Genomic DNA, 25,214 nt, shown 5'->3' with positions numbered 1-25,214 from the left:
GCTACTGCCCTTACAACTCTGGGACGTTCATGTGGAACCCTTCGGATCGGGACTCCACGAGACAGAGGTGGTAGCCCTCTTTCCGTGACAAGTTGATGTAACTCAGTTTCGAGCCGCGGGTGAGGAAGCCGCTACTCGTCGCCTGCTCTGCGACCTCGAGCGCGCCGGGTTCGAAGTAACTCGACGTGACGACGATCGCCGCCGCGAGATCCGGATAGTTCGCCTTCACTGCCGACGCGGCTTCCTCCATCTCCGCGAGCATTTCCTCGGACGCCGGACTCCGGGAATCGTTGAGGTTCGCCAGCACCAGCGGGTTCCCCATCTTGTCGTACGCGACCACGTCGAACTCGACCTGGTCGGGGACGTCCTCCATCTCGTCGTCTTCGAGCGAGATCGACGCGTGGAGTTCGGCCCGATCGATCCGGGGAATGGCGTCGTACAGGTCGCCCAGTCCGTCGGCGTGGCCGGTGTCTCGGATCTCGTAGAGCAGCATCTCCGTGAGCCAGTCGACGAACCGGTACTCCATCGTCGACGTGAGAAACTCCTCGTAGGGCCGGCCGTCGACGGCGACGTCCATCGCGTCGAATCCGGTGTGGTGTTCGAGCCGCAGGTTCCCGGCCACCTCGTCGCGATCGGCCCCGCCGCCGTGGGCCGTGTCGAGCGTGGGCTGGCTCTTGGACGCGTACCTGACGAAGAGGTTCGTCTCCGAGAGTGCCCGCTGGGGCTGCAGTTCGGTCCTCGCATCGACGCCGGCCCCGGCCGATCCGGCCGCGTTCCGCGCCCGATCGAGTTGGGTTTCGAGTTCGTCGATCCGCGACCGCAGTCGCTCGATCGTCGAGACCAGTTCCTGATTCTTCGACCGTAGCTGGTCGCGATCGGTCTGGAGTTCCTTGGCTTTCTCCCGGAGCGCGTCGCGTTGCTCCTCGGACTGTTCGAGGCGCCCGGTCAACTCCTCGATCCGATCGGCGTCCTGTGATCGGTCCGTGGATCCCGCTCCACGCTGCGTCCCGGCCGACTGCTGCTCGGATCGATCCGGTGTCGCGACCGTCGACTCCTGGGTTTCGTCGCCGGCGGTCCCGCGGTCGGGACCGGAGCCACCGGCGTCTCCCGATCGCGGATCGCTGCGGTCGCCGGCCGATTGCGCTTCGGTCGGGGACGGGGCGGACGTTTCGCTGTTGTCCGGATCGATCGACGGAATACTCCGGGCCTCGCGCCACTGTTCTTCCTCCTGGAACCGCTCCTCGAGATCGTCGTCGCTCGCCGTCTCCGCCAGGGCTCCCGCCGGATCCGCGTCGATGCCGTCGTCGGCGAGCGACTCGTCCGACTCGTCCTCGACCCAGGAGATGCCGTTTCGATCGAGTTCCTCGGCCGCGGCTTCGACCTCGGCCAGATCGGGACTGGCCGACGAGTCGTCGGTGTCGGACGGCGTCGTCCTGATCTCCTCGGGCGACGCTGCTTCGTCGACGGTCTCCTGATCGGAACCGCCCTCGCGCTGATCCCGTCCGTCGTCCGCGTCCCCGACTTCGGCTTCGGCTTCGGCTTCGTCGATCGGCATCCCGGATCCCGTCTCGTCGTGCTGAGCAGCCGGTTCGTCGGCGTCGGCGGTCGACGTCGACGCCGACCCCGCGTCGGTGATCCCGGTCGACGTCGGTTCCGGGTCCGTCTCCTCGGTCGTCATGATTCCGGCTGGATTGTCCGTGAGGTCGATATCCGACATCAGCGGCGAGTCGTCGGAATCGGCGTCTCCCGTCGCGTCCGCCGTCGAGTCGTCACTCCCGCCGACGTCGATCGACTCGATCGCCGACGTCGCGTCGCCGATCGGTGCTGAATCGTCGGTCGATTCGTCGGCCTCGACGTCGGAATCGCCGCCGGTACGGGCGGCGGTGGCCGACGTAGTCCCGCCGGGGTCGGTCGTGGCGTCGTTCGAGTCAGTGCCGCCGGTCCCCGGAACGTCTATGACCTCCACGTCGACGTCGATCACTTCGTAGATGCCGACCTCGTCGGCGGCACGCTCGAAGGCCTCGTCGCCGGTGATCAGCCGTTCGGCGTTGCCGATGTAGGCGGCGGCCATTCGGCGACCGCCGTAGTAGACGGCGTAGTAGTCGCCGCTGAGCACGTTTTCACTCAGTACGATGTACCCGGTAAACGACCCGTTCTGTAAGGTGCCGTCGACCTCCCGGATCGGAGTCTCGTTCGTGTAGTACTTCGCTCTCGTCTCACCGCCGCGTTCCTCCATCGAACAGAGCAGGGGAAGCGACGGATGCGGTGCGTCGTAGCGGGTTCCCGACGCGTTCTCGAAGTCCTCGATATCGCCGTGGAGGACGCCGACAATGCGCCCGTTGAGCATGAACAGCCACGTGCCGGTCACGGTCACGGCACCCGAGAAGTCCGCCGCAGCGAGATCAGAGAGACCGTCGTAACCGCCACTGAACGGACGTGAGTCCCACCGTTCGACGCGCTCTTTCGTGCGCGAGTCCATAATCCAACAAGCGGGAACCGAACCAAATACGTTTCGCCTGTATTTCCGCTTCGCCGACCAATCCGTTCGTCTAGATTTTCGATTCGGCGTCCTCGGCGAGTTCCTTCATCCGCTTGCCGATCCGGCCCGCACTCGAGAACTCGTCTTCACTCATCGCCTTCGCCAGCGCGTTGCCGAGCACGAAGACGGCGTGTTTGTGTTCACTCTTCGACTTGTGAACGTGCGAGGGATCGACGTCGAGCTGGCGGTACGGGTCGAACAGCTCCGCGTCGACCTCCTCGCGCTCGGAGAAGTACTCCATTATTACGACGAGTTCTTCGTGGAGCTCGAGGAGTTCGTCCTTATGCATGGACGCGTATAGGAACGGTTTCGGTTTAAGCGTTGTGTGGCGATCGATCGCAAAGCCGGTATCACGCGCTCAGCGGGACGGTATCGGTTCGGGCGCGATCGGCGGCGACGACGAGGACCCAGCCACCGAACGCGAGCGCGGCGACGAACTCGGGGACGGCGAACCACGCCCACGGGTCGCTCGCGCCGGCGCGATACAGCAGCCACCCCAGCCACGCGAGCGGGTGGGCGATCCCGAGCCAGATCGAGACGAGGCCGAGTCGGCGAACGTCCGCGAGGACCTGCCCCGTCCCGTAGACCCACTGGGCGAACGGGGCCACGCCGAAGAACGTCAGCGCGGCCGCGAAGTGCAGTTCGGTCTCGAGGTAGACCGTCGTGTGGTCGAGAAAGAAGACGCCGACGCCGATCATCCCGCCGACCGCGACCACCAGCAGGGCGACGCCGACGTGCTCGAAGACGTGGCGGCTGGCGCTCCAGAGCCGCCAGCCGAACGGCAGGCCGAGCACCCCACCGACGACCAACCCGCCGTTGAAGAGCCAGAACGTCTCCGCCCCGTACCGACCCATATCCGAGAGCGCCCGGCCGCGCCACGTAAACGTCTCCGGCGAGGCCACGATCGTCGCGAGCAGGAGCGCCCCGAGGGCGACGATCGGTGCGGCGATCCCACACCGCGTTGCGATCCGACGTCGATCCGTGTCAGCCATCGACACGGACTCGTGGGTAACGGGACATCAACCTGACTGTTCCGGAACCACCGAAAATCTCACCGTCGGGCGTTTCGCTGGGGGAAAACCGGTTACTGCACGTACGAACTGACCGCTACGCTCAGAGATGGAGCCGCCCCGGGTCTCGATTACGAAGGGGGGTCGATTCGGTTACGGAAGACGCCTCGGCAGACGCCGTATTCGATACCACCGACGACGAGTGCGCCCACGACCAGCCCCGGCCAGAACCAGAGAACGAAGTCGAACCAGAATGGCGTTATGCCCGCGCCGGCGTTCTGTACAGATTCGATCATCGACGACCAGAACGTGGTGGGCGTAACCCCGTAGAGCATGACGGCGACGAGCACAGGAGAGACGAGGCGATAGCGATCCGAGACGAAGGCCGGAACCGCCCGAACAGGATCATTCCGTCCACGATCCAGAGGCGTGCATCTGGCGACCTCCAAATCCCTTCGTCGTGTTCGAACTCCGCGAGATACCCGCGGACGAAAAGCGTGAAGGCGGAGAGAACGAGGCCGGTACGATCGCAAATCTGAGCCGGGAGTTCCGCGGCCGAACGCGGGTCACGGTTGCAGGCGATACTATCGTCGGGCGTATAGTCGTTCGCCGATCCGGTTGGTTTCCGTCTTCCATCCGGAACTCGATCGCCGATCGGATCGGCGTCGCGATCAGTCGGCCGCCGTCGGAACCCGTCGCTCGCGCTGGCCGGCGGGGAACCACGCGAGTTCGTGATCCGCGGTGACGCGTACCCGGACCCGTTCGTCGAGATCGATCCTGTCGGAGTGGTTGTGCATGCACTCGATCGTCTCGCCGGAGTCGAGTTCGACCCGGTAGAGGACGGTCGGGCCGAGATACCGGCGGTAGACGACGGTGCCGTCGGCCTCCTCGTCCGCCTCGTCGGCAGGGAAAGCCGTCACGTCGTCCGGCCGGACGAGCAGGTCGATGTCGCTCCCGTCGTACTCCTGGGCGAGGCCGTTGACGTTGTCGCGGAGGACCCGGCCGAGTGCGGTGTCGACGTGATCGCCCCGGACCGCGCCCGAGAGGAAACTCGCGTGCCCGAGAAAGCCCGCGACGAACCGCGACTCCGGCTGCTGGAACACCTGTTCGGGGGTGTCGACCTGTTCGATCCGACCCTCGTTCATCACGGCCACCCGATCGGAGATCGACAGCGCCTCCTCCTGGTCGTGGGTGACCGAGATGGCGGTGACGCCCGCCTCCTTGATGATCCGGCGGACCTCCTCGCGCATCTCGACGCGCAGGTCGACGTCTAAGTTCGAGAACGGTTCGTCGAGCAGGAGCATCTCCGGTTCGGGGGCGAGCGAGCGAGCGAGGGCGATCCGCTGTTGCTGGCCGCCTGAGAGTTCGTCGGGGTAGTCCTCGTCGTGGTCCGAGAGGCCGACGAGGTCGAGGAGGTCGTCGACCCGTGCGTCGCGGGCCGCCTCGTCCCACCCCTGCAGTCCGAACGCGATGTTCTCGCGGGCGGTGAGGTGTGGAAAGAGGGCGAACTCCTGAAAGACGACGCCGACGCCCCGGTCCTCGGGCGGCACGAACCGCCCGTTCCCCGCGACGGAATCGTTCTCGAGTCGGATCTGGCCGGCGTTCGGTTCCTCGAGGCCGGCGATGAGGCGTAGCGTCGTGGTCTTGCCGCAACCGGAGGGGCCGAGCAACGTGAGAATCTCGCCGTCCCGAACGGTCAGGGAGAGCTCCGAGATGACGGCCTCGCTCCCGTACTGCTTGGCGACGTCGTCCAGTTCGAGAACCACGTCGTCCGCCGTGGACACCGCTTTCGTGGTTTCTCGGGACGTTTCGTCGGCCGCCGTCGTGAGCAGTTGTTCGTTCCCCATCGTTCGACTCCCCGGCGTCTGCCGGCGCACATTCGATTTAGGCGTCCCTAAAACACTTATAGCTGCCGGTCGCTTCCAGCCAGGCGGGAAGGAGAGGGGGCGTCTTACAGTTCGACGCCGCTCGGGATGAGACTGTGCTGACGGAGGAGGTTCCCGTCGTCGTCGTAGACGAGAAACATCCGCTTGTCGAAGGTGACGAACGGTTCGTCGTCCAGCGTGATTTCGACCTCGTACCGACCCTCGTCCTCCGTCGCGTCTTCGCCGTAGCCACGAGCCGCTCGGATGAACCTGAGCACGTCCTCGGCAGCCTCGTTCAGTTCGAGTACGTACTCGCCGGTGATCCGGTTGGTCACGCTCACTACTCCCGCGGTGTCGTTCCCGAGCGGTTCCTGCAGGCGGAGAGCCGTATCGGTCTCGGCGGCGTCGAGAACGTCTCCATCGGGACCAGTAAGGCGCTCGCGAAGTTCCGTCGCCGGGCCAGTGAAGTCGATCGATACCGAGGGTTTTTCCGGTTCGCCATCGGTTTCGACCCAGTCGACATTGCTGACGTCTAACGTGAAGTGCTCGCGCCTCATTCCGTATCAGTCGGTTAGCACTCCCACCGTATGAACGTAACGCACAACGAACTGGACGTTTGATTGGTTCAGTTCGTGCCGAATAGACCGAGGCGTACAGCGAGTTATCCGCGACCGAAGTGAGCCGATGCGCGCGAGAGCGTGGGGCTCTTCCCGGCCGGAGGCGAGCGCGGCGGGAGCGAAAACGTCTCCCGAGCGGACGGCGCGTAGCGCCGTCAACGCCAGGTGCTTTCGAGGTGAACGAACCCGGTTCGTGTCAGACTCGACGACCGATAGTCGTCGATCGATCACGAACGCTTTTTGCACCGTCCCGCCGGAGTAGGGCCCGATGGACCGCCGGGCAGCCGTCCGCGACACCTACGATCGGATCGCGAGCCACTTCGCGTCCACGCGAGAGTACGCCTGGCCCGAAGTCGAGGACTTCGTCGAGGGTTCGATCGCCGGCGGCGGTGGCGTCGGACTGGACCTCGGCTGTGGGAACTGTCGGCACGCGGAGTTGTTGGCCGGGGCCGGCCTCGAGCGCGTCGTCGGCCTCGACGTCAGCCGCGGGCTGCTGGAAACGGGGCGCAAACGGGCGGCCGAGCGCGGGTTCGACGTCGCGCTCTGCCAGGGCGACGCCGCCGCGCTCCCGATCACCGACGATACCGTCGACGTCGCCGTCTACGTCGCGACGCTGCATCACCTGCCGACCGCAGCGGCCCGCCAGCGGAGTCTCGACGAACTCGCCCGGGTACTCGCTCCGGCGGGCCGCGCGCTCGTCAGCGCGTGGTCGACCGCCCACGATCGGTTCGACGAATCCGAGGGGTTCGACACCACGATCGAGTGGACTCTCCCCGGCGGCGAGACGGTCGATCGGTTCTACCACATCTACGACCCCGACGAGTTCGATCGCGATCTCGAGGAGAGCGACCTCGAGGTGATCGAGCGGGAGCTTTCGAGCGGGAACTGTTACGCGGTCGTGTCGGCTCCAGCGCACTGATCCCGACTGTCACTTCGCTCGCGATCGGCCCTCCGGCGAGCGTCCGCTACGGGTACGAGCCATCGCGATCGTGCAAATCGCCAGCCGGAGATCGATCCGAAAAGCAAGAGCCTTAATGGTAGAGCGAAAAGCGGGGGATGCGCGCGGATGGTCTAGTGGTAGGACCTGAGCCTTCCAAGCTCATGGCCCGGGTTCAAATCCCGGTCCGCGCACTCCTCAGCCCTTCTCTCCACGGTTTTCCCGGTTTCCAGCAATGACCCGACTATGCCAATCCAAGCTCACAACGTGGGTAGTCGAACGGTATCGTCCCGCTGTATAGCGATTACAAAAAGCATCAGGCTTACTAGAGCTAGCAGGCAGCGCAGCCCCGGATTTCGGGCTGCGCGTCCGACGGTGATGACACGATGACGGAGACGCGAGAGAAAATCGAGGGAGTCGTGGTGGTCCCACAAGCCAGCGAGGACTATCTGAACCCGCGCCAACTGGAGGACTACCGCGAGCATCGGCGCAAACTCATCGAGTGAATCTGCCACCTTGGCAACGATCCGGAGAAAGCCGAGGGCTACGCGCACGAGACGGCGCACCAGCGGAGCTACAAGATCGACCGCTTCTACCGGTGGGTGTGGGAGCAGGAAGACGGCTACATGTTAGCGGTGACGCCAGGCCAGGACGCAGACCGCAGGCGCGTGCGTCCATCAGCGCCGGTCCGAACCGTCACAATACTCAGTCGGGGTGTGTGTTCTCGAGCATCGTTCCGAAGTTGGGCGTCCCGAACCGCCGCCGGAACTCGCGTTCCCCCTGCCCAACCACGAGGGGGATCAGGCTCATCCCGAGCACCACCAGCCATCCGTCGAGACCGATAGGAGCCGTGCTCAACGCCAGCGAGATCCCGGGCAGGTAGACCGCGCCGACCAGAATTAGCGTCGACAGGCCCAGCGCACCCCAGATGTACAAGTTCGTCGTTATCTCGTTCCGGAGGGTACCGGACGTGATCTCCCGGACGTCGAATACGTGCCAGAGTTGGGCAAAGGCCAACGTGAGAAACGAGACCGTGACGGCTTCCTCGGTCTCCATGCCGCCGGCGTACATCCCGCCAGCGATCACGAACGCGCCGATCGTCGCGACTGAAATTAACACGCCGTAGAACCCCAGTTCGGTCCAGTTGGTGCGCGTCATGATCGGTTCGTCGGGGTCTCTCGGGGGGCGATCCATGATGTCCTCGCTTCCCTCGCAGGTACCGAGCGCGAACGCCGGGAAGATGTCGGTCACGACGTTGAGAAAGAGAATCTGCAAGGGAAGCAAGGGCAACGGGAAGGCCAGTAACGCGGCGATCAGGATCGCCAGGAGTTCGCTGAGATTACAGGACATCAGATACAGCACGAACTTCCGGATGTTGTTGAAGATGATACGACCTTCTCTGACGGCGTGATAGATGCTCTCGAAGTTGTCGTCCCGAAGAACCATGTCCGAGGCCTCCTGGGCGACCTGAGTCCCGCGCTGTCCCATGGCGACGCCGATGTCGGCGCTTTTCAGCGCCGGCGCGTCGTTGACGCCGTCGCCGGTCATCGCGACGATAGAACCGACCGACTGGTGCAGGTCGATCAGGTCGAGTTTGTTCTCCGGGGCGACTCGCGCGAAGACTTCCGCGTTCACGAACCGATCCCGTTCCTCCTGGGAGAGGTTCTCGGGGTCGTCCAGTTCGCGGCCCTCGACGACCTCGACGTCATCCGCGTCTACCAGGCCGACGCTCTGAGCGATGTTTCTGGCCGTCCCCGCGTGATCGCCGGTCGCCATCACGACCCGCATCCCGGCGTCCTGACACCCCTGGATCGTCGACCTGACCTCCTCGCGCGGCGGATCGATGAAGCCGACCAATCCGATCAGCGATAGATTCTCGTACGGGGCGTCCTCCGTATCGTCCACCTCTTTCCGGCCGAGCGCGAGGACCCGCAACCCATCTTCGGCCATTCGATCGCTCTTCTCGAGCCAGGCGTCCCTCTCGCTTGACGACAGTTCCTCGGTGTCGTCGCCCGTCACCACCCTGGTCGACGATTCGACGACTGCCTCGGGTGCCCCTTTCACGGCGACCGTGTACCGCCCGTCCAGGTCGTGGTACGTCGCCATCATCTTGGCGGACGGGTCGAAGGCGACCTCCCGGCGTTCCGGCATCTCCTCGAGGACGTGGTCCCGGTCGAGACCGGCCTTCAGGCCCGCAATCAGGAGTGCAACCTCCATCGGGTCACCGGTCTCCTCGACTTCGCCGTCGCTTTCGGTCACGGAGGCGTTGTTACAGAGGACGCCCACTTCGAGCGCCTCCCGCAAAACGGGGTCCTGTGGTTCGTCTCGTTTCTGGCCACCGTGCTGAAACGCCCCCTCGGTGTCGAGCCCGGTCCCGGTGACTTCGACCGAGCCGTTCGACAGCTCGTACGCGGCCACGGTCATCTCGTTCTCCGTCAGCGTGCCCGTCTTGTCGGTACAGATGACGGTGGTGGAGCCGAGCGTCTCGACGGACGCGAGGGTAGTGACGAGTGCGTTGCGATTAGCCATCCGCCGCATCCCTCTCGCGAGTACCAGCGTGGCGACGATGGGGAGTCCCTCCGGGACGGTCGCGATGGCCAGCGCGATCGCCGTCTCGACCATCAGGAACAGATTCTGGCCCCTGAGCCATCCAGACACGAGAACAATAGCCGCCACGACGAGCAGGAACGGCACGAGCTTCTGACCGAGTTCGTCAAGTTTCGCCTGTAGGGGCGTCTGTTCCTCGGCCGCCTCCTGAAGCGAGGCCGATATCTCTCCCAGTTCCGTGTCAGGTCCTGTGTCCACGACGACAGCTTCTGCGGTACCCCGGGTCAGGTAGGTCCCCTTGTAGAGCATGTTCTCTCGCTCGGCGAGGGGCACGTCCCCCTCGAGAGGCTCACTCGTCTTCCCGACAGGAACCGATTCACCAGTGAGCGCCGACTCGTCGACCCGGAGCCTAGAGGGGTCGATCACTCGAAGGTCGGCCGGGACGACGTCTCCGGCCTCGAGGACGACAATATCTCCCGGAACCACCTCTGCTGCCGGAATCTCTCGGTCCTGGCCGTCTCGACGGACTCGGGTCTCGATCACCGTCAGCTCCTGAAGACTCTCCATCGAACTGAGGGCGCGCATCTCGGTGACGAACCCGATAGCCCCGTTGATGAGGAGGACGGCGAAGATGGCGACGGCCTCGACAGTATCTCCCAGCAGGAACGCCCCGACGCCCGCAACTGCCAGCAACAGAATGATGACGCTCTTGAACTGATCTGCCAGAATCTCGTACCAGCGTCTCCGTTCAGCCTCGTGTAACTCGTTGGGGCCGAACTGTTCGAGTCTGCGCTCGACGTCCTCCTCGGCCAGGCCCTCGCCTTTCGATACACCCTGCCGTTCCAGAACGTCGCTCACCGAGCGCGCCCAGGGCGGCTGATCCTCGTTCCCGTCTAGTGACATAGCTTACTCGAGGCTCGGATTCATGTCCGCGGACGCATTCGAAATCAAAGGGCAGATGTTTCGGTCTCCAATCTCCAAGATAAGGTTCGGTTCTCTTGGAGGGGAGAGCTCCCTCGGCGGTCCCTTCGGTGCCGTTTCCACGACCACTCGGGCGTTACCCGTGGCGTGAACCCCGGCATAGATGATCATCAGCTCCGCCGAGCCGAAGGAGGATCGTCGAAGTACTGAGTCAGTGATGCGGACAGCACGGTTCGAGTGTCGCGGAAGGCCCTTTGAGTCCCTGAATGGGGTTGCGAGTTGACGCGAATTCATTCATCGGCCCCCTCGTCGGATTCCTCTATCCCGACCAGCTCCCGTGCCCGGTCGATCCAAGTTCCGGCCAGTTCCTCGTTGGCCTCGGCGACTTCGGCGACGTGTGCCTCATCGGCGACGGCGAGTTCAGAGACTGACTCGAGTCCCCCAGATCGAAGCCGCTCGGCGTACGTCGGTCCGATCCCTTCGACGTCATCGAGGTCGTACGAGGCAGCGACAGCGACCTCTTCGACGGCCTCTTCGACTTCAGTGCGAATCGCCTCGCCGATGTCTTCGACGACCGTCGTCTCGACGCCTTCGTCGGTTTCGACCTCGACAGCGATTCCCGTCGGTCCGATATCCAACCCGACTTCGACACCCAGTTCATCCTCGAAAAACGTCTCGATAGCTGTCGCATCCCGCTTTACCTCGTCACGCGCAATCTCGCCCTCATCGTCTGCGAGGACGACTTCCATTTCGTCGACATCCCCGACCGCGACGTCGGTTTCGACGTCGACATCGAGCGCTTGCTCGACACCTTCGCCGATAACGTCTGCAAATGTTGGCTGCTCGGAGTGCTCAAGGAACCATTCTGCGACTTCGGGCCAGAGGTCCCGATGTGCCCCATTGGACATCGCGAGGCCGACGTGTCCACTCGGGTACTCGAGGGTAGAGACGTCATCAGCACCGGCGACATCGTTGAACTGTTTGCTTGCCTCCGACGGAACGAGATTGTCGTATTCGCCGACGATCTGGAGGAGGGGCATATCGACGTTCGTGATATCGACGTGCTCGCCGCCGATAGTCAGTTCGTTCTCGTACAGGAGATTGTCCTGATAGACGTCCTCGAGGAACTCGACGTAGACCTCACCGGCCACGTCGACGCTATCGGAGAGCCACTGCTCCATCCGAGTGAAGTTTCTGACGAAATCCTCGTTTTCGAGCCGGTCGTAGAGATGTCCGTACTTTATGACGTTGTTGGCCACGGGATCCATCAGGCCGAAGCCGACGGCGAGGAACTCCCCTGGTACGTTCCCGAACGTGTCGGTCACCGCCCGCGGATCGTAGTAGTCCTCGTCACCCCACAGTTCGAGGACGCCACCGGTATCATCGAAGTACAGTCCGGTCGCCATCAGCCCGAGCGCGTTCACCTTCTCCGGGTACAGTGCGGCGTACATCGTCGAGGGAGTGCCACCCATGCAGTAGCCGAGGAGGTTGATCACGTCCTGTCCCGATCGCTCGCGGACTTCGTCGACGCAGTTGTCGATGTACCGATTGACGTAGTCCTGGAGCCCGAGATGTTGATCGAGACGTGATGGTTCGTGCCAGTCGATGAGGTATACGTCGTGGCCGGCTTCCAGCAGCCGGCGGACGATCGATCGGTCCGGCTGGAGGTCGAGGATGTACGGCCGATTGATCAGCGCGTAGACGATGAGAATCGGCACCCGATGTTGGTGCTCGGTGAGCGACTCGTAGTGGAGCAATTCGAGTTTGTTCTCCGTGTAGACGACCTCGCTCGGCGTCTGGCCGACATCGGCGGACGCGGCGTCCTCAAGACGGTCTGGAACGAGAGTCGCCTTGGGAAGCCCGTCAGTGACCGCTGCGAGTACTGTCTGTTGGGCTGAGAGGAAGATCTCGACAGGTGTCCGTACTTCTTGCTGTTGGTCAGTGGTCATGGTGAGGGCCCGCATCGAACCTGGACTTCGATTGTGGGTGTTACGATCATCGTGTTTCTGGTCTGTCCTCTCGTGTCGTCATCTCTCGGCCTCGATGACGCGAACTTCCCGGCCACTCCCTTCGAGGACGGTCTGTCCGACTCCCGAGAAATGTGCCTCGTGGGCGCCATGTTCCCCGACGACGATGAGATCGGCATCTGTCTCGTCGGCGTACTCTAGAATGACTTCATGCGGGATTCCGTGTCTGGTATTCCCTTCGACACGAACGTTGCGTTCCGCTGCCATGTCCATCACCCCCTAACACAAACCGCAGCGTGATCCTCTGCGTAGATGGTCGCCAGTTCTGCCGAACTGAGCGCTGGGTCGTCGAAGTGCCGCTGGTCCACGACACAGATGACGTGCAGCGTCGCCTCCCGCTCTTCTGCGAGTTCGATGGCCCGTTTGGCCGCCTGCCGCGCGTATTCACTCCCATCGGTGGCCAACAGAATGGGTCCCATGGCGGGGGTTCGATGTGGAGCGGATTAACTGTTCGTCGTGGTTCCCAACGAACCAGAACAGACTCCGAGTTCCTGTTGTTTTGCTACGAGGGATGCTTTCCGAGGCGGGAATACCATCCGGAGGAGTCGCCCGTTCGTAGTCGACCCCGTATACATACAAGAAGTCGGTGAAAGCACAGGTTCAAGGGGACGTTCAAGAAGTTCTACAAAGTCGAAAACGGTGATCGGAATCATCCCGAGAAGGTCGACTTCTTCTCGGTAACACGGAAAAGAGGCTCTGTTGAATTCATCAATATATGATAGGTTTGACCCTCCATTGTTCAGTGCAGGGCGTCTGTCTATCAACAAGACTGACAACGACGATTAGTGGCGCGAGAGTTGGATGCCGCGAGCGATAGCGTAGATGAGGATACTGGTGAGTCCCGTGAGGACGAACAGGACAGCGAGGTTATAGCCAACCTCGAAGAAGAAATTTCCGGGGCGGGCTAGTCCAATGTTCGCGACACCGTAGCGTGCAAACGCACCGAGGATACCCCAGAATAGGAGGATTGCGATGATTCGGCCTCCTTCTCGGAGTATCTCTTGAACGCCGATCGGCGCGGAGTCTGAGTCAGTAGACATACGTTGTCATCCGCTGATTTCAACATAAGTATTTTGATGATTGGTTTCTGTTCCGAGAGCGGTCGTTTGCGTATTCGATAGATTCGCATCTGTAGTTATCGGCTGTTTCACATCGAATTCAGTCTAAAGAATAGGATTTCAAGGGAGCCAGATCAATAGGTTTCGCGAGCATCTCCTGGAACGATGGTTCGTTGCGGTGCTCTTCGAACCGGCCCTCGAGATCGCCACGCCAGTAGCCCGTCTCGTGACGCGATACTGACCCGTCCCGATCGGTCCAATAGACATCCAGCCGTTCATCAAGCAACTTGTTTAGATCCTGATCGTACACCAGCGCCTCGCGACCGCGATCGCGGATCGCGATCAGGTCGCCATCGACGAACCTGCGGGCGAGCCGATCGACCATCGTCTCGACGTCTCCCCCCACGGAGTTCCAGGAGACGCGTGCCGAGTTCGTATCTGACGACGCGGTGGTTCCGTTCCTGCTCGTACATAGTCGACTGGATATCGACGAGCACGCTCAGCGCTGGCTGGGTCGGATCCGTTTCTTCCGTAAATGTCAATAGAACTGTTGGTACTCCATTAGAATTAATTGGTCGGGGTGTATTCACTGAATTGGCGAGAGGGTGTAGATCTTGATTGTCCGGGCAGACATCCCCCCATCCCACCACTCTCGCCCTGATTCTACCGAGACTTTTTACTGGAAGCCGCGGCCAAGGTCGGGGCGTCCTCTGATCGACAGGATGACCTCCTGATCGCGATCGCACTCGCAGAGTTCAGCTTCGAAACTGAGGACGTCGAACCCAATCTCGCCGACCGTGTGTGGCAGTTGGCCGTCGAAATCGACTTTTGAGCGTAGCCAATCTTTTTGTTCGCTGCCACACATGCTCACGTATGAAACGTCGAACTCTCCTGTTCCTGGTCGTTGCGGGAGCGGGAGGGACGGCAGGCTGTCTCTCTCGCACGAGTGGTGGGAACCGGACTACAGATTCGAATCCGAATGCAGCCAACACCTCTAATCAGATAGATATGCCCGAGCAAGTCGAATCCATTGATTTTTCAATACTCGAGGAAGGCGCAGATCCACTTGCAGGCCCAACCATTGAATTCGACTCAGCGAAGAATCAACTCCGGATCACAGGAACGATGTGGGCTGGCAATCCCTGTCACGAAGCGCGAGTAGACTCGCTACACTATGAGAAGCAGACGAATGAACTCGAGGTTCTCGTTGCTGTCGAGAAAGTGCGGTCGGGGTGTCCAGATTCACTTGGCACAAATACGTACGAAGTTGTGATCACGATGTCGTCAGAACTTCCAGAAACTGTCACTGCGATGCAGGAAGATTCCGAGGGCGCATCCGAGACGACGACCGCCAGTCCAGCGTAGGTCGGAGAGTCAACTACACTGGCGACCGTCAGTGACAGGTTCGGGTTATACACGATCGCTGGTCGCGTCGACCGTCGAGCGAATCTGCTCGACCTCGTCCTCTCGATGCAGCAGATTGGGTGAAATGAACTCGTCGTCAAACACTCGCGAATCCGCGATCGTACTCTGTCCGACGATCAGATATCACAAAAAGACTATTCGTAATTCCGAATCATCTTTCGATGAGACTGGTAGTAACTCTGTTGAGACACACTATTTCAGACCCAATTCGGATGCGAGAACTGCTCGCTACATGTGCAAACTGAACGCCGGAATTTCCGTCAGGTGCCGATGATGCTCGCTCGTGCTGAATACATAGCGCGTATCGGTCAGCGAAGCAGCGAGAGTCCCGAAGTGGTCCCCTCGCGAATCACGAATCCCTCCTCAACTGCTACAAGACTATCGATAGTGCCGAGGTCGTACTCGCTGCGCGACCAGGTGGTTCGCTGCTCGCCCGTTGATCGGTCGTAGAGGGTGACCCCAGAGTTTGTCCGACCGAACGCGACCCAGTCGTCGCCGACTACTGGACGGCCAGTGACGATACCGGTGTCGACGGCCCAGCGTGTCTCGCCCGTGGTCGCGTCAAGGGCCACGCTCGTCGTACCGACCCCGGCGGGAACGATCACGTCGTCTCCAGTCACAGCGAGTCCAGAGTGGATTTTACCAACACCGGTAGGCGAGCGCGACCAGTACGTCTCCCCGGTTAGGGCGTCGATAGCGTAGACAGTCCCGTGATTGTCGGCGACCCAGACCGTCCCGTCGAGGACCGAGGCGGACCCGACAATCTTCCCGAGTGAAAGGTGCCAGCGCTCCTCGCCGTTCAGGTCGTGAGCGAAGATACCGCCGGTCCCGTTGGCGTTTCGGGTCGTGTAGACGCCCCCGTCGTCGAGGGCTAGCGTGTCGCCGCCCTCAGCGCTCCACTGAATCGTTCCGGTGCGGGTGTCGACGGCGACGGGGTTGACTCCAGCGACGTAGGTAGTGTCGTCGATAGACGCGACAGCGGTCTTGCTGTGACTCCCGACGTCGGCTCGCCAGTACTTCTCGCCTGATTCGGGGTCGAGGGCAGCCAATCGATTCAGCCCCAGAGCGAGGACGACTCCACAGGCAAGCGCTGGCACCGCGTTGACGTCGTCTTCGAGGTCGTGACTCCAAATCGGCCCGTCCGCCGGAGCGTCGAGGGCGACCGCGACGAGTCCACCGCTCACGGGGAGATACGCTGTTCCATCTGCGACCGCAGGGAGAGACGAGGCGAGTCGCTGACGACCATTGTCGCGGACGCCGGCGAGCAGGTCCACAACGTCGGCGTCGGGAGCGGGGGGAGCGGTGTCAGCCCGACCGGTGCGTCCGGGATTGCCACCAGCGGTCGGCCATGTTCCAGCCGGCTCGTCACATGGACCTTCGACAGGGGGGTCGTCCTCAAGTGCGTGGCGAACCTGACCGACACAGCCGGCCATTCCAGCGGAGGTGGCAGTACCGAGGGCTGTTAGGAGAGCTCTCCGGGAGGGCATCGTGTTATGTGCCACACGACAGACAAAAAGAGATACCGACTGATCTCGCCGTCGTACTCTCGGAAAGCGAGGCTACATTCTCTGGTACCCGTCGGCAAACAAACGATGTTCTCATCGACGTTCGTGACCGAAGCTCGCGCAGCTCGGCGTTCCTCGCCGGTGTCTACGTCTGTCAGAACGAGTTCACCGTCCTCATGAGTCACTTCGAAGGCCGTATACTGCTGCACTTTCGTTTCGGAATCTGCGATACTGCCACCGATCAACAGAACTCAAATCCCAAGAACCAACAACAAGAGATGTATTATTTACGGATGCTGAAAATTAAATTCTGCGATAAATAATTAATTTACATTTATATTTGGATTGTCTCTTTCGAGTGTGATCGACAAGGCTCTGTTGAACCCTCAGATAGCGATAGGTTCAGAATCCTTTGTGGTGAGTACAGGCGATCGATGTAGCACTTCCATCAACGACCTATACAGAAACTGTCAAAAACGACGCGTCGAATACAGAGGATAGCTCTCACGAGACAGCGATGAGCAACGACTTTCCTGAATTCGTTTCCTATTTAAGCCACGAACTGATCCGGTCAGCCGGTTCTCTTTTTTATAAGTCACAATCGAAGCACCAAAACTCCTCATGGAGTCGCTCGTACCGGGTTCGTCCGATGCCGTGGACTTCTAAGAGGTCGCTCATATCGCAGTAGGGTCGGTTGTGCTGGATCCGTTCGAAGAGTGCCTCTCCGAAACCCGGAAGTGCACAAACTCGAGCGGGAGGGACGAGGTTGATTTCTCGCCAGAGTTCGTCCCATTTTGGATCATCGGCCCAGAACTTGTCCGCTTCAAGCGCCAGTTCGTGTGCTTCCTCAACGCCGTATCCTTCGGCCCGATACTTTATTTCGTTGAGTTCGTGATACAGGACGTATTTCTCGTACGGACGCAAGAATTCGGTGAGCCAGACTTCGTTCAGTGGAACACCCATTCGACGAGCGGCCGGTGGCGCAATCACGTCACCGTCGTACTCGACGCGATAGAACGCGTTGTATTCTGCCATCTGCTTGTGCGGTTTATAGACGATATCGTAGCCCAATGCTTCCATTTCGGCTTTTGGATCGGGTCTCGTCCGTACGCCGGCAGCCATACTGCACAGTACTAGTGTATCGATGTTAATTACCTCGATTCGGACAGTTCGTATCTCTTTACCGTCTCGATCGGCACCAGTGACTGACCTTGTATTCACACACCTCTCCGAGAATGTTCTCTATCTAATAGAATACTCGACGCTCAATATGCATCTGTAGAGAGCGTGTGTTTCACTCAGAAACACATCTGAAGAATGAAGTTTCAACAGAGTCGGCACCGCGGAAAGGCAAACCCGTCGACGAACGACCCGGTAAACTCCGCGAATACTCCCCTCTATCCAGCCCTTCTACCAGCTCATTACCAACCCGCACCGTGACAGCAGTTGATTTTGATACGCAGCGGAAATCTAACGAACGAAAAGACTTAGGAACGAGTACTTCGATCCGATCGACATGTCTCTCCTCTTCGAGAGTGCGATCGGCGACTTCGACTTCTCGACTGCGGCACTCTATTCCCCGACAGACGACGACCTCGAGCCGACGCGGGACGAACCCGTTCCGGTCGACGGAATCGTCGAGTACGCAAGTTACCACGAGCGACTCGCACATCCCGAGAAGGACGACTGGGTAGTGATTCCGCTTCACGAACCCGACAGCGCGGAGCTATCGGACGAGTACGTCGCCTTCACGGATCACGCGCTACACGGTGAAATCTTCATCTACGACGACGGCGAGGAATACGAGTCGATCGACCGTGATGCGTTCGTCAGGTCCTCGTTGGCCGGGCGTGTTCGATTCTGGCACTCCGACTACGCGCCCGACGATCCTCCGTCGTACTTCGACTCTCCGATCGCAGAACGTGAGCCGGCTCGCAACCCGCTTTCCGATGACGAAGCCGACGCCTTGTTCGACGAACTCGAGTCGTTCATTCGGGCGGAGATGGACGCCCAACGTGACGAGAACAGAGAGACGGCTATTACGTCGACGCCCGAAGCGTTCCGTGCAAAGGGGTTCGGCGCGATTCCGTCGCTCTCGTCGCTCGGACGTCCGGAAGACGGCGTGTATCGGTTTCGAATCGACGACGAACACTCCGATCAGCGTCAGGACCAGTACAGATTCGTCCAGAGTGAGTTCGGCATCTTCGAAGGGAACGAAGTGCTCGTTCACCCGCCGAGCGAGGACCACTCGCCGGACGCGTTCCCGATCCCGGCGACGGTAGATTCGATCGACGGACGGACCGTCAGCCTGGCGATCGACTGGCACGCGATCGAGGATCGGTCGACAGTCGGTGGCTACTTGCGGAAGAAGCGCCGGGGATTCGCGTTGACCCTGCTATTGAATCCTGTTCCGTACGAACGCGAGCTTACCGCGGTTGAGCGAGTTCGCGACCGTGACGATCACTGCGCTCTCCTGACGGGAGAGAGGGCGGTCACCTTCGGGGATACCGCCGGCGTGAAGAGTAGTCAACAGGACGTCGAACTGAACCAGGAGCAGGAACTCGCGGTCTCCTGTGCCCTCCTTGCGGATCAATTGTTCTGCATCCACGGCCCGCCGGGAACGGGGAAGACGCGAACGCTCGTCGAAGTCGTCAGACGGTCCGTGGAGGCCGGCGACGACGTTCTCGTCTGTGCCGATTCGAACCAGGCGGTCGACAACCTCGTCGTCGGATCGAGCACGGCCGAGGAGGCCGACGAACGATCGCTCCACGCTTACGCACAGCACGGCGCCGACGAGTTCGTACTCCGGCGGGTGAACGCAAGTAACTCGTCGAACGTCGTCGTCAGCCGGCAGTACGCAAGCTCCGACGGCCGGGCCGACGTCGTCGCCGCGACGAACAGTAGCGCGGCCACCCTCGATCGCGAGTTCGACGTGCTCGTCCTCGACGAGGCGACGCAGGCGACGTGTACGGCGTCCTGTATACCGCTCTCGCGGGCGAACAAGGTGGTTCTCGCGGGAGATCACAAACAGTTGCCGCCGTTCAGCGCGACCGAAGATCCTCCGGAGTCCGCGGCTGGGATGTCGCTGTTCGAACACCTCTACGCCGATGGCGGCGTCTACGAGGGAGTCGGCGTTCAACTCCGGACGCAGTACCGGATGCATCGCGACATCGCCTGGTTCTCCAACCGACGGTTCTACGATCGAGCACTGCGACAGGGGCGTACCGTAGCGGCGCTCGAGGACCGACCGGCAATCGTCGGCTACGACGTCGGCGGCGGTGAGGCGACGAACGATCACTCGAAGTGCAACGACGCAGAGGCACGACTTGTCACTCACGTCGTCGACGAACTCCTTACCGATACTGAACTCGAGCCGTCCGAAATTGGAGTCATTACACCGTACACGGCACAGGTCGATGCGATCCGGGCAAAACTGACTACCCACCTCGATCGTGGGACCGATGTCACCGTCGACACGATCGACTCCTTCCAGGGTAGCGAGAAGGCCGCGATCGTGATCTCACTGGTCCGGAGCAATGGCGAGGGCGATGTCGGCTTCCTCGATCGCCCGATCGACGGCCCCCGGCGGTTGAACGTAGCGATGACCCGTGCCGAACAGTACTGTGCGCTCGTCGGGGACTGGTACACGTTACGGTATTCCCAGGAAAACACAGACAAAGATTCAGATCTGTATAACGACCTCTATTCGTTTCTCGAGAACACTGGCAGACTACGGCAGGTTGAACCGGAGTTCATTCCAGTTCCTAAGTAACTGGCTACCTGTTTCGTTCGGAGTGCTCTGAGAGGCGGACGAGCGTTGCTTCGAGAACGACGGCAACTCCAGTTAGTGCGACCACTGCCATCGTTTCCCACCGGAAATGATCATGGTGCCTACATTATATGGCACACACTAAACGAAAGCGAGAAGGAGGCGTTCACCAGTTAACGATGATTTAGAACGAGCCTATTATATTTACCCCTCAAGTAGCCTGATATTTACTATAGTTCTTCTCGCTTAGATCCAGCCACAGTCTGATGAGAAAGTATGGAAATAAAATGGATGAAAGGTAGGAGGCGTGCGGCGGCACTGGTGGGGGTTCTCCTCATCGTGGCGGCGGGGATCGGCATGACCACGCTCGGGGGCGTTGCGGCTGACAACCCGTTCACGGCGAACGACAGTAGCACGGACACTTCCACGCCCTCCGGAAGCGAAGGCGCCACGGACGAGGAGGCCACCCCGGCGGACGAAGAGAGCTCGGCGGCATTGTCACCCTCGACAGCTGAGCCCGACCCTGAACCCTCGGACGACCAAGTCGAGGACAGGCCGGAGGTCAACTTCGTTCCAGGAGTCAGGAATTTCAATATTTCAACAGAAGTGTTTGATGAGTCCAGCTCTGACGTTGAAGACGGTTTCGTGACCCCGGGTGAACATAGACTACTTCGATTTGATATGATTATCTACAATGAAGGAGACAGAGATGCCGAATTGGGCCGTCCTGAGGACCACCCGGATCTGTTCGAGTATTCGGACTCCCATGGTCACGCGCATTTGAAAGGATTCAATAACTATGTCCTGTTTAATGAATCGGGCGACAGGACGGGAGTGGTGCGGAAACAGACCTTTTGTCTTCGGGATCTGTACCAAACCCGTTCAACCGCCAATAGTAGTGCCCAGTTCGATTGTGAGTATCAAGGGATTAGTGCCGGGTGGGCTGACGAGTATGACGCGTCTCTGCCCGGCCAATATATTGTCATCGACGATCTCCCTGACGGAGAGTACACGCTTCAAGCGACGACGAACGCCGAAGGAACAATTGACGAGAAATGCGACGACGATAACACCGTTCGAGTCGATCTTCACATCAACAATGATACAGTTACGGTCCACACTTCCCAAAGCCACTACGTGAAACCGTCTGCTTGCTGAGAGATTCGTTACTCTCTTAGGATTTCAACAGAGCCGAGGGGTTTGAATTACGGAAAACGCACGCTTACGAACGAAGTGAGCGGGACCGTCTCAGGTGGTCGAATCCCGGTCCGCGCATTGCTGCGGTGATTACTTCCGGATACCGTTACGCAACGGGTCGATCTGTCCGATGGCGATCGGTCACCCACCGCCGTTCCCGAACACCGGCACGAGAAGCGTGCGCCTGGGCCGATCGGCGACTCCTGAGGGTCGTGTGTCGACGACACGACCGACGAGTTCGAGGTCGATCGGGCCGGAGCGCACTGTCCGGCGACGAAAGAGAAGTGTCGTGGACGGGCCGCTGGCGCAACTGATTCTGTGTTCGGGGACCAGCGCGCTACTCGTCCGATTCGTCGGTTTCCGATCCCTCCGTTTCTCCGGTCTCCGATCCCTCCGTTCCTTCAGATCCCGGCTCGTCCGACTCTTCAGTCTCCGACTCGTCCGCCGTCTCCGCAGGCGGCACGTCCCACTCGAGTTCGATCTCCAGTTCGATCTCGTCGGCGTCGTCCCCCGGTTCCCGTTCGACCTCGAGTTCGAACTCGAGGGTCTCGTCGGGCCGGTCGATCGTGACTGACTCGTCGTCACCCGCGACGGTCAGATCCCCGGTTCCGTCGAGGTCGTCGGCGAACGCACGAAGCCAGTCCGCGACCTCGGCAGGGGTCTGTTCGCGTTCGGTCTCGAGTAACTCTCCGTAGCTCATCGATCGAGGCTACCATCCGGGCCGAGAAAAACCCATCGCGGTCGTCGCGGTTCGAAGCGCCTCGGTGGCGTCAGTCGTCAGTCTCGCGGACGGCCGTCGCGATCTCGTCGACGAGATCGGCGTCGTAGGTCCAGAACCCGGCGAACGAACCGGGATCGCGCTCTTCGGCGAGCAGTCCGCAGGCCTGCTGGTCGTCCGGGCCGCCGTCGAACGTGAGAAACCAGAACTGGCCGACCTCACCGCCAGGGTCGGTGTGGACCGTCAGACCGGGACGTGACGGCGGGTCCCAGTCGCCACTCCCGTAGACGTGGATTTCGAGAGCCGTGTCGTCGACCAGTCGCTCGTAAACCGGGAGTTGCGCCTGCAGCGCGGAGAGTCGCTGGAACCCGACCTTGAGCGTCCCTCGACCGACCCGCCACGCTCGGTCCTCGATTTCTCGGCTCGTCGCCAGTAGCTGTCGTCGATCGAGCGATTGCCACAGCGTCTCGTCGAGTACCTCGAGTAACGTCCGGTACGGTGCGTCGACTAACGCGGCGTCCCAGGGTCGGTAGACGGGCGGTTCGAGGAATTCGCGGACTTCGACGAGCCCGATCGATCCGGCGAAGCCGTCCACATCCCTGACGACGAGAAATCCCTGGTCCGTCTCGTCGGGGAGCGAACAGTAGCCGACCGTGGTACCCCGCGTTTCGAACTGTGCCGTGACGTCCGGTTGCGGTGCGCTCGCGTACACGGTGATCGTCCGGCGAGGGTGATCGAGACGGTCGAACACGTCGGACAGGGTCATGAGTCGAGGTCGTGGGGGTTACGATCCGGTCTCGGCGAGACAGGCCAGACGGACGAACTCGCGGATCGCGTCCGGACAGGGCGTCAGCGAGACCGTGTTCGTCCCGGCGTCGTAGTCGACGATTTCGGAATCGGCCAGGATCGGCAGGTGCTGGTGAACGAGCGTCTGGTGAATCCGATCGCGCTGTTGGCTGGTTGCCATCCCGTAGGAGGTCGCCTCCATCCAGGCTGTGACCACGTCGGCGAGTTCCTCGACCGAGGCGGTCTCCTGTTCCAGGAGGAAATAGAGCGCGTACCGGCGTGCCTGGTCCCGGAGAACGGCGAACCCGTGGTCGATCACCTCCCAGTCAGGGTCCGACCCTCCGGAGTGCTCTTTGTTACCCATCATCATTACTCATACGGAAGTGACGGATCACTGCTGTCCCTGCATCTGCCACCGAAACGACGATCGCGACGAATACGGCGACCCGGAAGGATCGACCGAACGGGGTTCGGTCCTCGAACGGAAACTCGCGGCCGCCTCGGATCGACCGTTCGCGTCGGCGCGGCCCAGCACGGCCCCGAACACGAGGTGCCCGAGGAGCACGATGCCGGCCACGACGGCACTGAGTACCCCCGGACGACCAGTTCACGCGGCTCCCGACGCCGAACACGAACGAACACCCGTGGCATCCTGACGAACGACCGATAACGCGACGAGGGCGACACGTGAATTGTAGTGGCTGGCACCCGAACGCCGGATGTGGAGTACGACATACTGGGGTGGCCGCCGGACGGGCCGAAACTGCGACTCGATCACGAACGATTCAGCTACGCCGGGAAGTTCGTGATGACGAACACGGGCAAGGCCGTCGCCCGGGACGACGCGGCGGCCGACGAACCGATCGTCGCCGCCGTCGCGTTCAACGAGGACCGTACCGACTCGGGGACGCTGTGGCTGCGGTACGTCACGGTCGCGCGCGATCGCCGGGGTGAGGGGATCGGCCCGCAACTGCTCGGCCGCGTTCGCGATCGAGCCATCGAGCGGGGCTACGATCGGCTCCGGATCGCCGTCAACAATCCGTTCGCCTACGAGGCACTGTATCGGACGGGATTCGAGTACACGGGCGAGACGACGGGGATCGCCGAACTGGTCCTCGAGTACGAACCGGACCGGGACCCGCCGGGCCGCGAGCGGTACCAGACCGGCCTCGACGAGTTCCGCGATCGCGACCTCTCCGCGGAGGAGGAGACGTTTCTCGAGTCGCGACGTGATCGCGGCCCGCCCGATCGAGCGTACTGATCCATCCGGAAGCCAACGATTCAAATCCCAGCCCCGTCAATCGGCTGGTAATGGGCAACGCTGCACTCCGGGATATCGCGGTCATCGAGGAGATTCCGTTCTCCGAGATCGAGGGCGTCGTGGCCGTCGACGCGCACAACTGGCTCTACCGGTACCTGACGACGACGGTCAAGTGGACGAACGGCGAGGTGTACACGACCGCCGACGGGACCGAAGTGGCGAACCTCGTGGGAATCGTCCAGGGACTCCCCAAGTTCTTCGAGAACGACGTCGTCCCGGTGATGGTCTTCGACGGCGGCCCCTCGGAACTCAAGGACGACGAGATCGAGTCCCGTCGCGAACAGCGACGGAGCTACGAGGAGCAACTTGAGACCGCCCGCGAGAGGGGCGACGAGGTCGCGATCGCACAGCTCGAATCACGAACCCAACGCCTGACGCCGACGATCCAGGAGACCAGCCGGGAGCTCTTCCGCCTGCTCGACGTCCCGATCGTCAAGGCGCCGGCCGAGGGCGAAGCGCAGGCCGCGCACATGGCCCGGCGGGGCGACGCCGACTACGTCGGCTCGGAGGACTACGACGCCCTGCTGTTCGGCGCACCGCGGACGCTGCGTCAGTTGACGAGCAAGGGCGATCCCGAACTGATGGACCTCCAGGCGACGCTCGATCGCCACGATCTCACCCTCGAGCAGTTGATCGACGCGGCGATCCTCATCGGGACGGACTTCAACGAGGGCGTCAGAGGGATCGGTCCCAAGACGGCTCTCACCGAGATCAGCGAACACGGCGACCTCTGGAGCGTCCTCGAGGCGCGCGGCGACACCGTAGAGAACGGCGATCGGGTCCGCCAGCTGTTCCGGAACCCCAACGTGACCGACGACTACGAGTTCGATACCTCTCTCGATCCCGATCTCGCGGCGGCACGGGAGTACGTCACCGACGAGTGGGGCGTTCACGAGGACGAAGTCGAACGCGGCTTCGAGCGGATCGAGGAGAGCGTCACCCAGACGGGACTCGATCGGTGGACCTGAGAGG

23 protein-coding genes and 1 tRNA gene are annotated in these 25,214 nt (G+C 61.5%); 7 read left to right on the top strand and 17 right to left on the bottom strand.

Annotated features, from left to right (window positions below; all coding sequences use genetic code 11):
* Positions 1-10: 10 nt before the first annotated feature.
* From MUG98_RS05640 to MUG98_RS05615, 6 genes are all read right to left on the bottom strand, one after another.
* Positions 11-2,479 (bottom strand): DUF7527 domain-containing protein, encoded by a 2,469-nt coding sequence (locus MUG98_RS05640; RefSeq protein WP_265111168.1) that lies wholly within the window; start codon positions 2,477-2,479, stop codon positions 11-13.
* 70 nt (positions 2,480-2,549) lie between these two features.
* Positions 2,550-2,828, bottom strand: a complete 279-nt coding sequence (locus MUG98_RS05635) for a UPF0058 family protein (protein WP_265111167.1) — start codon at positions 2,826-2,828, stop codon at positions 2,550-2,552.
* A 61-nt stretch (positions 2,829-2,889) separates the two neighbouring features.
* Positions 2,890-3,531, bottom strand: a complete 642-nt coding sequence (locus MUG98_RS05630; RefSeq protein WP_265111166.1) for a DUF998 domain-containing protein — start codon at positions 3,529-3,531, stop codon at positions 2,890-2,892.
* 149 nt (positions 3,532-3,680) lie between these two features.
* Entirely contained in the window at positions 3,681-3,998 is a 318-nt protein-coding gene (locus tag MUG98_RS05625) for a hypothetical protein (protein ID WP_265111165.1), read from the bottom strand.
* Positions 3,999-4,220: 222 nt separating this feature from the next.
* Positions 4,221-5,396: an ABC transporter ATP-binding protein gene (locus MUG98_RS05620; protein ID WP_265111164.1), complete on the bottom strand. Its 1,176-nt coding sequence runs from the start codon at positions 5,394-5,396 to the stop codon at positions 4,221-4,223.
* A 104-nt stretch (positions 5,397-5,500) separates the two neighbouring features.
* Positions 5,501-5,971, bottom strand: coding sequence for a DUF5793 family protein (locus tag MUG98_RS05615; RefSeq protein WP_265111163.1), 471 nt, complete (start codon positions 5,969-5,971; stop codon positions 5,501-5,503).
* 328 nt (positions 5,972-6,299) lie between these two features.
* Here MUG98_RS05615 and MUG98_RS05610 point away from each other — a divergent pair, with 328 nt between their 5' ends.
* Together MUG98_RS05610 and MUG98_RS05605 are read left to right on the top strand one after the other, a co-directional pair.
* A complete protein-coding gene (locus tag MUG98_RS05610; protein WP_265111162.1) occupies positions 6,300-6,950 on the top strand; it encodes a class I SAM-dependent methyltransferase in 651 nt (216 codons plus the stop codon).
* Between the two features lie 141 nt (positions 6,951-7,091).
* Positions 7,092-7,162 (top strand) — tRNA-Gly (locus tag MUG98_RS05605).
* Positions 7,163-7,673: 511 nt separating this feature from the next.
* Here the strand turns inward: MUG98_RS05605 and MUG98_RS05600 are convergent.
* The 6 genes from MUG98_RS05600 to MUG98_RS05570 form a co-directional block, all read right to left on the bottom strand.
* Entirely contained in the window at positions 7,674-10,418 is a 2,745-nt protein-coding gene (locus MUG98_RS05600; RefSeq protein WP_265111161.1) for a cation-translocating P-type ATPase, read from the bottom strand.
* Positions 10,419-10,726: 308 nt separating this feature from the next.
* Positions 10,727-12,385 (bottom strand): class III poly(R)-hydroxyalkanoic acid synthase subunit PhaC, encoded by a 1,659-nt coding sequence (gene phaC, locus MUG98_RS25235; protein WP_320443116.1) that lies wholly within the window; start codon positions 12,383-12,385, stop codon positions 10,727-10,729.
* A 78-nt stretch (positions 12,386-12,463) separates the two neighbouring features.
* Positions 12,464-12,670 carry a universal stress protein gene (locus tag MUG98_RS05585; RefSeq protein WP_265111160.1) on the bottom strand — a complete coding sequence of 69 codons (207 nt, stop codon included), beginning with the start codon at positions 12,668-12,670 and terminating at the stop codon, positions 12,464-12,466.
* A gap of 5 nt (positions 12,671-12,675) precedes the next feature.
* Positions 12,676-12,882, bottom strand: a complete 207-nt coding sequence (locus tag MUG98_RS05580) for a universal stress protein (RefSeq protein WP_265111159.1) — start codon at positions 12,880-12,882, stop codon at positions 12,676-12,678.
* A gap of 363 nt (positions 12,883-13,245) precedes the next feature.
* Positions 13,246-13,503 (bottom strand): hypothetical protein, encoded by a 258-nt coding sequence (locus MUG98_RS05575; RefSeq protein ID WP_265111158.1) that lies wholly within the window; start codon positions 13,501-13,503, stop codon positions 13,246-13,248.
* Positions 13,504-13,621: 118 nt separating this feature from the next.
* On the bottom strand, positions 13,622-13,906 hold the full coding sequence (locus tag MUG98_RS05570) for a hypothetical protein (RefSeq protein WP_265111157.1): 285 nt from the start codon (positions 13,904-13,906) through the stop codon (positions 13,622-13,624).
* 488 nt (positions 13,907-14,394) lie between these two features.
* Between MUG98_RS05570 and MUG98_RS05565 the strand changes: the two genes are divergently transcribed.
* Positions 14,395-14,886, top strand: coding sequence for a hypothetical protein (locus tag MUG98_RS05565; protein ID WP_265111156.1), 492 nt, complete (start codon positions 14,395-14,397; stop codon positions 14,884-14,886).
* A 368-nt stretch (positions 14,887-15,254) separates the two neighbouring features.
* Here MUG98_RS05565 and MUG98_RS05560 read toward each other — a convergent pair whose 3' ends face one another.
* Both MUG98_RS05560 and MUG98_RS05555 read right to left on the bottom strand, forming a co-directional pair.
* Positions 15,255-16,433, bottom strand: a complete 1,179-nt coding sequence (locus MUG98_RS05560; RefSeq protein ID WP_265111155.1) for a PQQ-binding-like beta-propeller repeat protein — start codon at positions 16,431-16,433, stop codon at positions 15,255-15,257.
* A 606-nt stretch (positions 16,434-17,039) separates the two neighbouring features.
* Positions 17,040-17,573, bottom strand: coding sequence for a helix-hairpin-helix domain-containing protein (locus MUG98_RS05555; protein ID WP_265111154.1), 534 nt, complete (start codon positions 17,571-17,573; stop codon positions 17,040-17,042).
* 394 nt (positions 17,574-17,967) lie between these two features.
* On the opposite strand from MUG98_RS05555, the gene MUG98_RS05550 reads away from it, so the two are divergent.
* On the top strand, positions 17,968-20,223 hold the full coding sequence (locus MUG98_RS05550) for an AAA domain-containing protein (protein ID WP_265111153.1): 2,256 nt from the start codon (positions 17,968-17,970) through the stop codon (positions 20,221-20,223).
* 273 nt (positions 20,224-20,496) lie between these two features.
* Complete coding sequence (locus MUG98_RS05545; protein ID WP_265111152.1) at positions 20,497-21,378, top strand: lysyl oxidase family protein; 882 nt, start codon at positions 20,497-20,499, stop codon at positions 21,376-21,378.
* Positions 21,379-21,754: 376 nt separating this feature from the next.
* Here the strand turns inward: MUG98_RS05545 and MUG98_RS05540 are convergent, their stop codons facing one another.
* The 3 genes from MUG98_RS05540 to MUG98_RS05530 all read right to left on the bottom strand — a co-directional run bounded on the left by MUG98_RS05540 (position 21,755) and on the right by MUG98_RS05530 (position 23,285).
* Positions 21,755-22,117, bottom strand: coding sequence for an amphi-Trp domain-containing protein (locus MUG98_RS05540; RefSeq protein WP_265111151.1), 363 nt, complete (start codon positions 22,115-22,117; stop codon positions 21,755-21,757).
* A gap of 70 nt (positions 22,118-22,187) precedes the next feature.
* A complete protein-coding gene (locus MUG98_RS05535; RefSeq protein WP_265111150.1) occupies positions 22,188-22,901 on the bottom strand; it encodes a DICT sensory domain-containing protein in 714 nt (237 codons plus the stop codon).
* An 18-nt stretch (positions 22,902-22,919) separates the two neighbouring features.
* A complete protein-coding gene (locus tag MUG98_RS05530; protein ID WP_265111149.1) occupies positions 22,920-23,285 on the bottom strand; it encodes a DUF7344 domain-containing protein in 366 nt (121 codons plus the stop codon).
* Positions 23,286-23,642: 357 nt separating this feature from the next.
* Between MUG98_RS05530 and MUG98_RS05525 the strand changes: the two genes are divergently transcribed.
* Both MUG98_RS05525 and fen read left to right on the top strand, forming a co-directional pair.
* Complete coding sequence (locus MUG98_RS05525) at positions 23,643-24,182, top strand: GNAT family N-acetyltransferase (protein ID WP_265111148.1); 540 nt, start codon at positions 23,643-23,645, stop codon at positions 24,180-24,182.
* 50 nt (positions 24,183-24,232) lie between these two features.
* Entirely contained in the window at positions 24,233-25,210 is a 978-nt protein-coding gene (gene fen / locus MUG98_RS05520; protein WP_265111147.1) for a flap endonuclease-1, read from the top strand.
* Positions 25,211-25,214: the final 4 nt, after the last annotated feature.

Source organism: Halosolutus halophilus (assembly GCF_022869805.1).
Taxonomy (GTDB): domain Archaea; phylum Halobacteriota; class Halobacteria; order Halobacteriales; family Natrialbaceae; genus Halosolutus; species Halosolutus halophilus.
Note: the sequence above shows the minus strand (reverse complement) of the source record. Positions and strands in the feature narration are given on the sequence as shown.

What these genes read in the sequence shown, in the direction of transcription:
- MUG98_RS05640 (WP_265111168.1), bottom strand. Translation starts at nt 2,479, where the DNA reads ATGGACTCGCGCACGAAAGAGCGCGTCGAACGGTGGGACTCACGTCCG.
- MUG98_RS05635 (WP_265111167.1), bottom strand. Translation starts at nt 2,828, where the DNA reads ATGCATAAGGACGAACTCCTCGAGCTCCACGAAGAACTCGTCGTAATA.
- MUG98_RS05630 (WP_265111166.1), bottom strand. Translation starts at nt 3,531, where the DNA reads ATGGCTGACACGGATCGACGTCGGATCGCAACGCGGTGTGGGATCGCC.
- MUG98_RS05620 (WP_265111164.1), bottom strand. Translation starts at nt 5,396, where the DNA reads ATGGGGAACGAACAACTGCTCACGACGGCGGCCGACGAAACGTCCCGA.
- MUG98_RS05615 (WP_265111163.1), bottom strand. Translation starts at nt 5,971, where the DNA reads ATGAGGCGCGAGCACTTCACGTTAGACGTCAGCAATGTCGACTGGGTC.
- MUG98_RS05610 (WP_265111162.1), top strand. Translation starts at nt 6,300, where the DNA reads ATGGACCGCCGGGCAGCCGTCCGCGACACCTACGATCGGATCGCGAGC.
- MUG98_RS05600 (WP_265111161.1), bottom strand. Translation starts at nt 10,418, where the DNA reads ATGTCACTAGACGGGAACGAGGATCAGCCGCCCTGGGCGCGCTCGGTG.
- phaC (WP_320443116.1), bottom strand. Translation starts at nt 12,385, where the DNA reads ATGACCACTGACCAACAGCAAGAAGTACGGACACCTGTCGAGATCTTC.
- MUG98_RS05585 (WP_265111160.1), bottom strand. Translation starts at nt 12,670, where the DNA reads ATGGCAGCGGAACGCAACGTTCGTGTCGAAGGGAATACCAGACACGGA.
- MUG98_RS05580 (WP_265111159.1), bottom strand. Translation starts at nt 12,882, where the DNA reads ATGGGACCCATTCTGTTGGCCACCGATGGGAGTGAATACGCGCGGCAG.
- MUG98_RS05575 (WP_265111158.1), bottom strand. Translation starts at nt 13,503, where the DNA reads ATGTCTACTGACTCAGACTCCGCGCCGATCGGCGTTCAAGAGATACTC.
- MUG98_RS05570 (WP_265111157.1), bottom strand. Translation starts at nt 13,906, where the DNA reads ATGGTCGATCGGCTCGCCCGCAGGTTCGTCGATGGCGACCTGATCGCG.
- MUG98_RS05565 (WP_265111156.1), top strand. Translation starts at nt 14,395, where the DNA reads ATGAAACGTCGAACTCTCCTGTTCCTGGTCGTTGCGGGAGCGGGAGGG.
- MUG98_RS05560 (WP_265111155.1), bottom strand. Translation starts at nt 16,433, where the DNA reads ATGCCCTCCCGGAGAGCTCTCCTAACAGCCCTCGGTACTGCCACCTCC.
- MUG98_RS05555 (WP_265111154.1), bottom strand. Translation starts at nt 17,573, where the DNA reads ATGGCTGCCGGCGTACGGACGAGACCCGATCCAAAAGCCGAAATGGAA.
- MUG98_RS05550 (WP_265111153.1), top strand. Translation starts at nt 17,968, where the DNA reads ATGTCTCTCCTCTTCGAGAGTGCGATCGGCGACTTCGACTTCTCGACT.
- MUG98_RS05545 (WP_265111152.1), top strand. Translation starts at nt 20,497, where the DNA reads ATGGAAATAAAATGGATGAAAGGTAGGAGGCGTGCGGCGGCACTGGTG.
- MUG98_RS05540 (WP_265111151.1), bottom strand. Translation starts at nt 22,117, where the DNA reads ATGAGCTACGGAGAGTTACTCGAGACCGAACGCGAACAGACCCCTGCC.
- MUG98_RS05535 (WP_265111150.1), bottom strand. Translation starts at nt 22,901, where the DNA reads ATGACCCTGTCCGACGTGTTCGACCGTCTCGATCACCCTCGCCGGACG.
- MUG98_RS05530 (WP_265111149.1), bottom strand. Translation starts at nt 23,285, where the DNA reads ATGGGTAACAAAGAGCACTCCGGAGGGTCGGACCCTGACTGGGAGGTG.
- fen (WP_265111147.1), top strand. Translation starts at nt 24,233, where the DNA reads ATGGGCAACGCTGCACTCCGGGATATCGCGGTCATCGAGGAGATTCCG.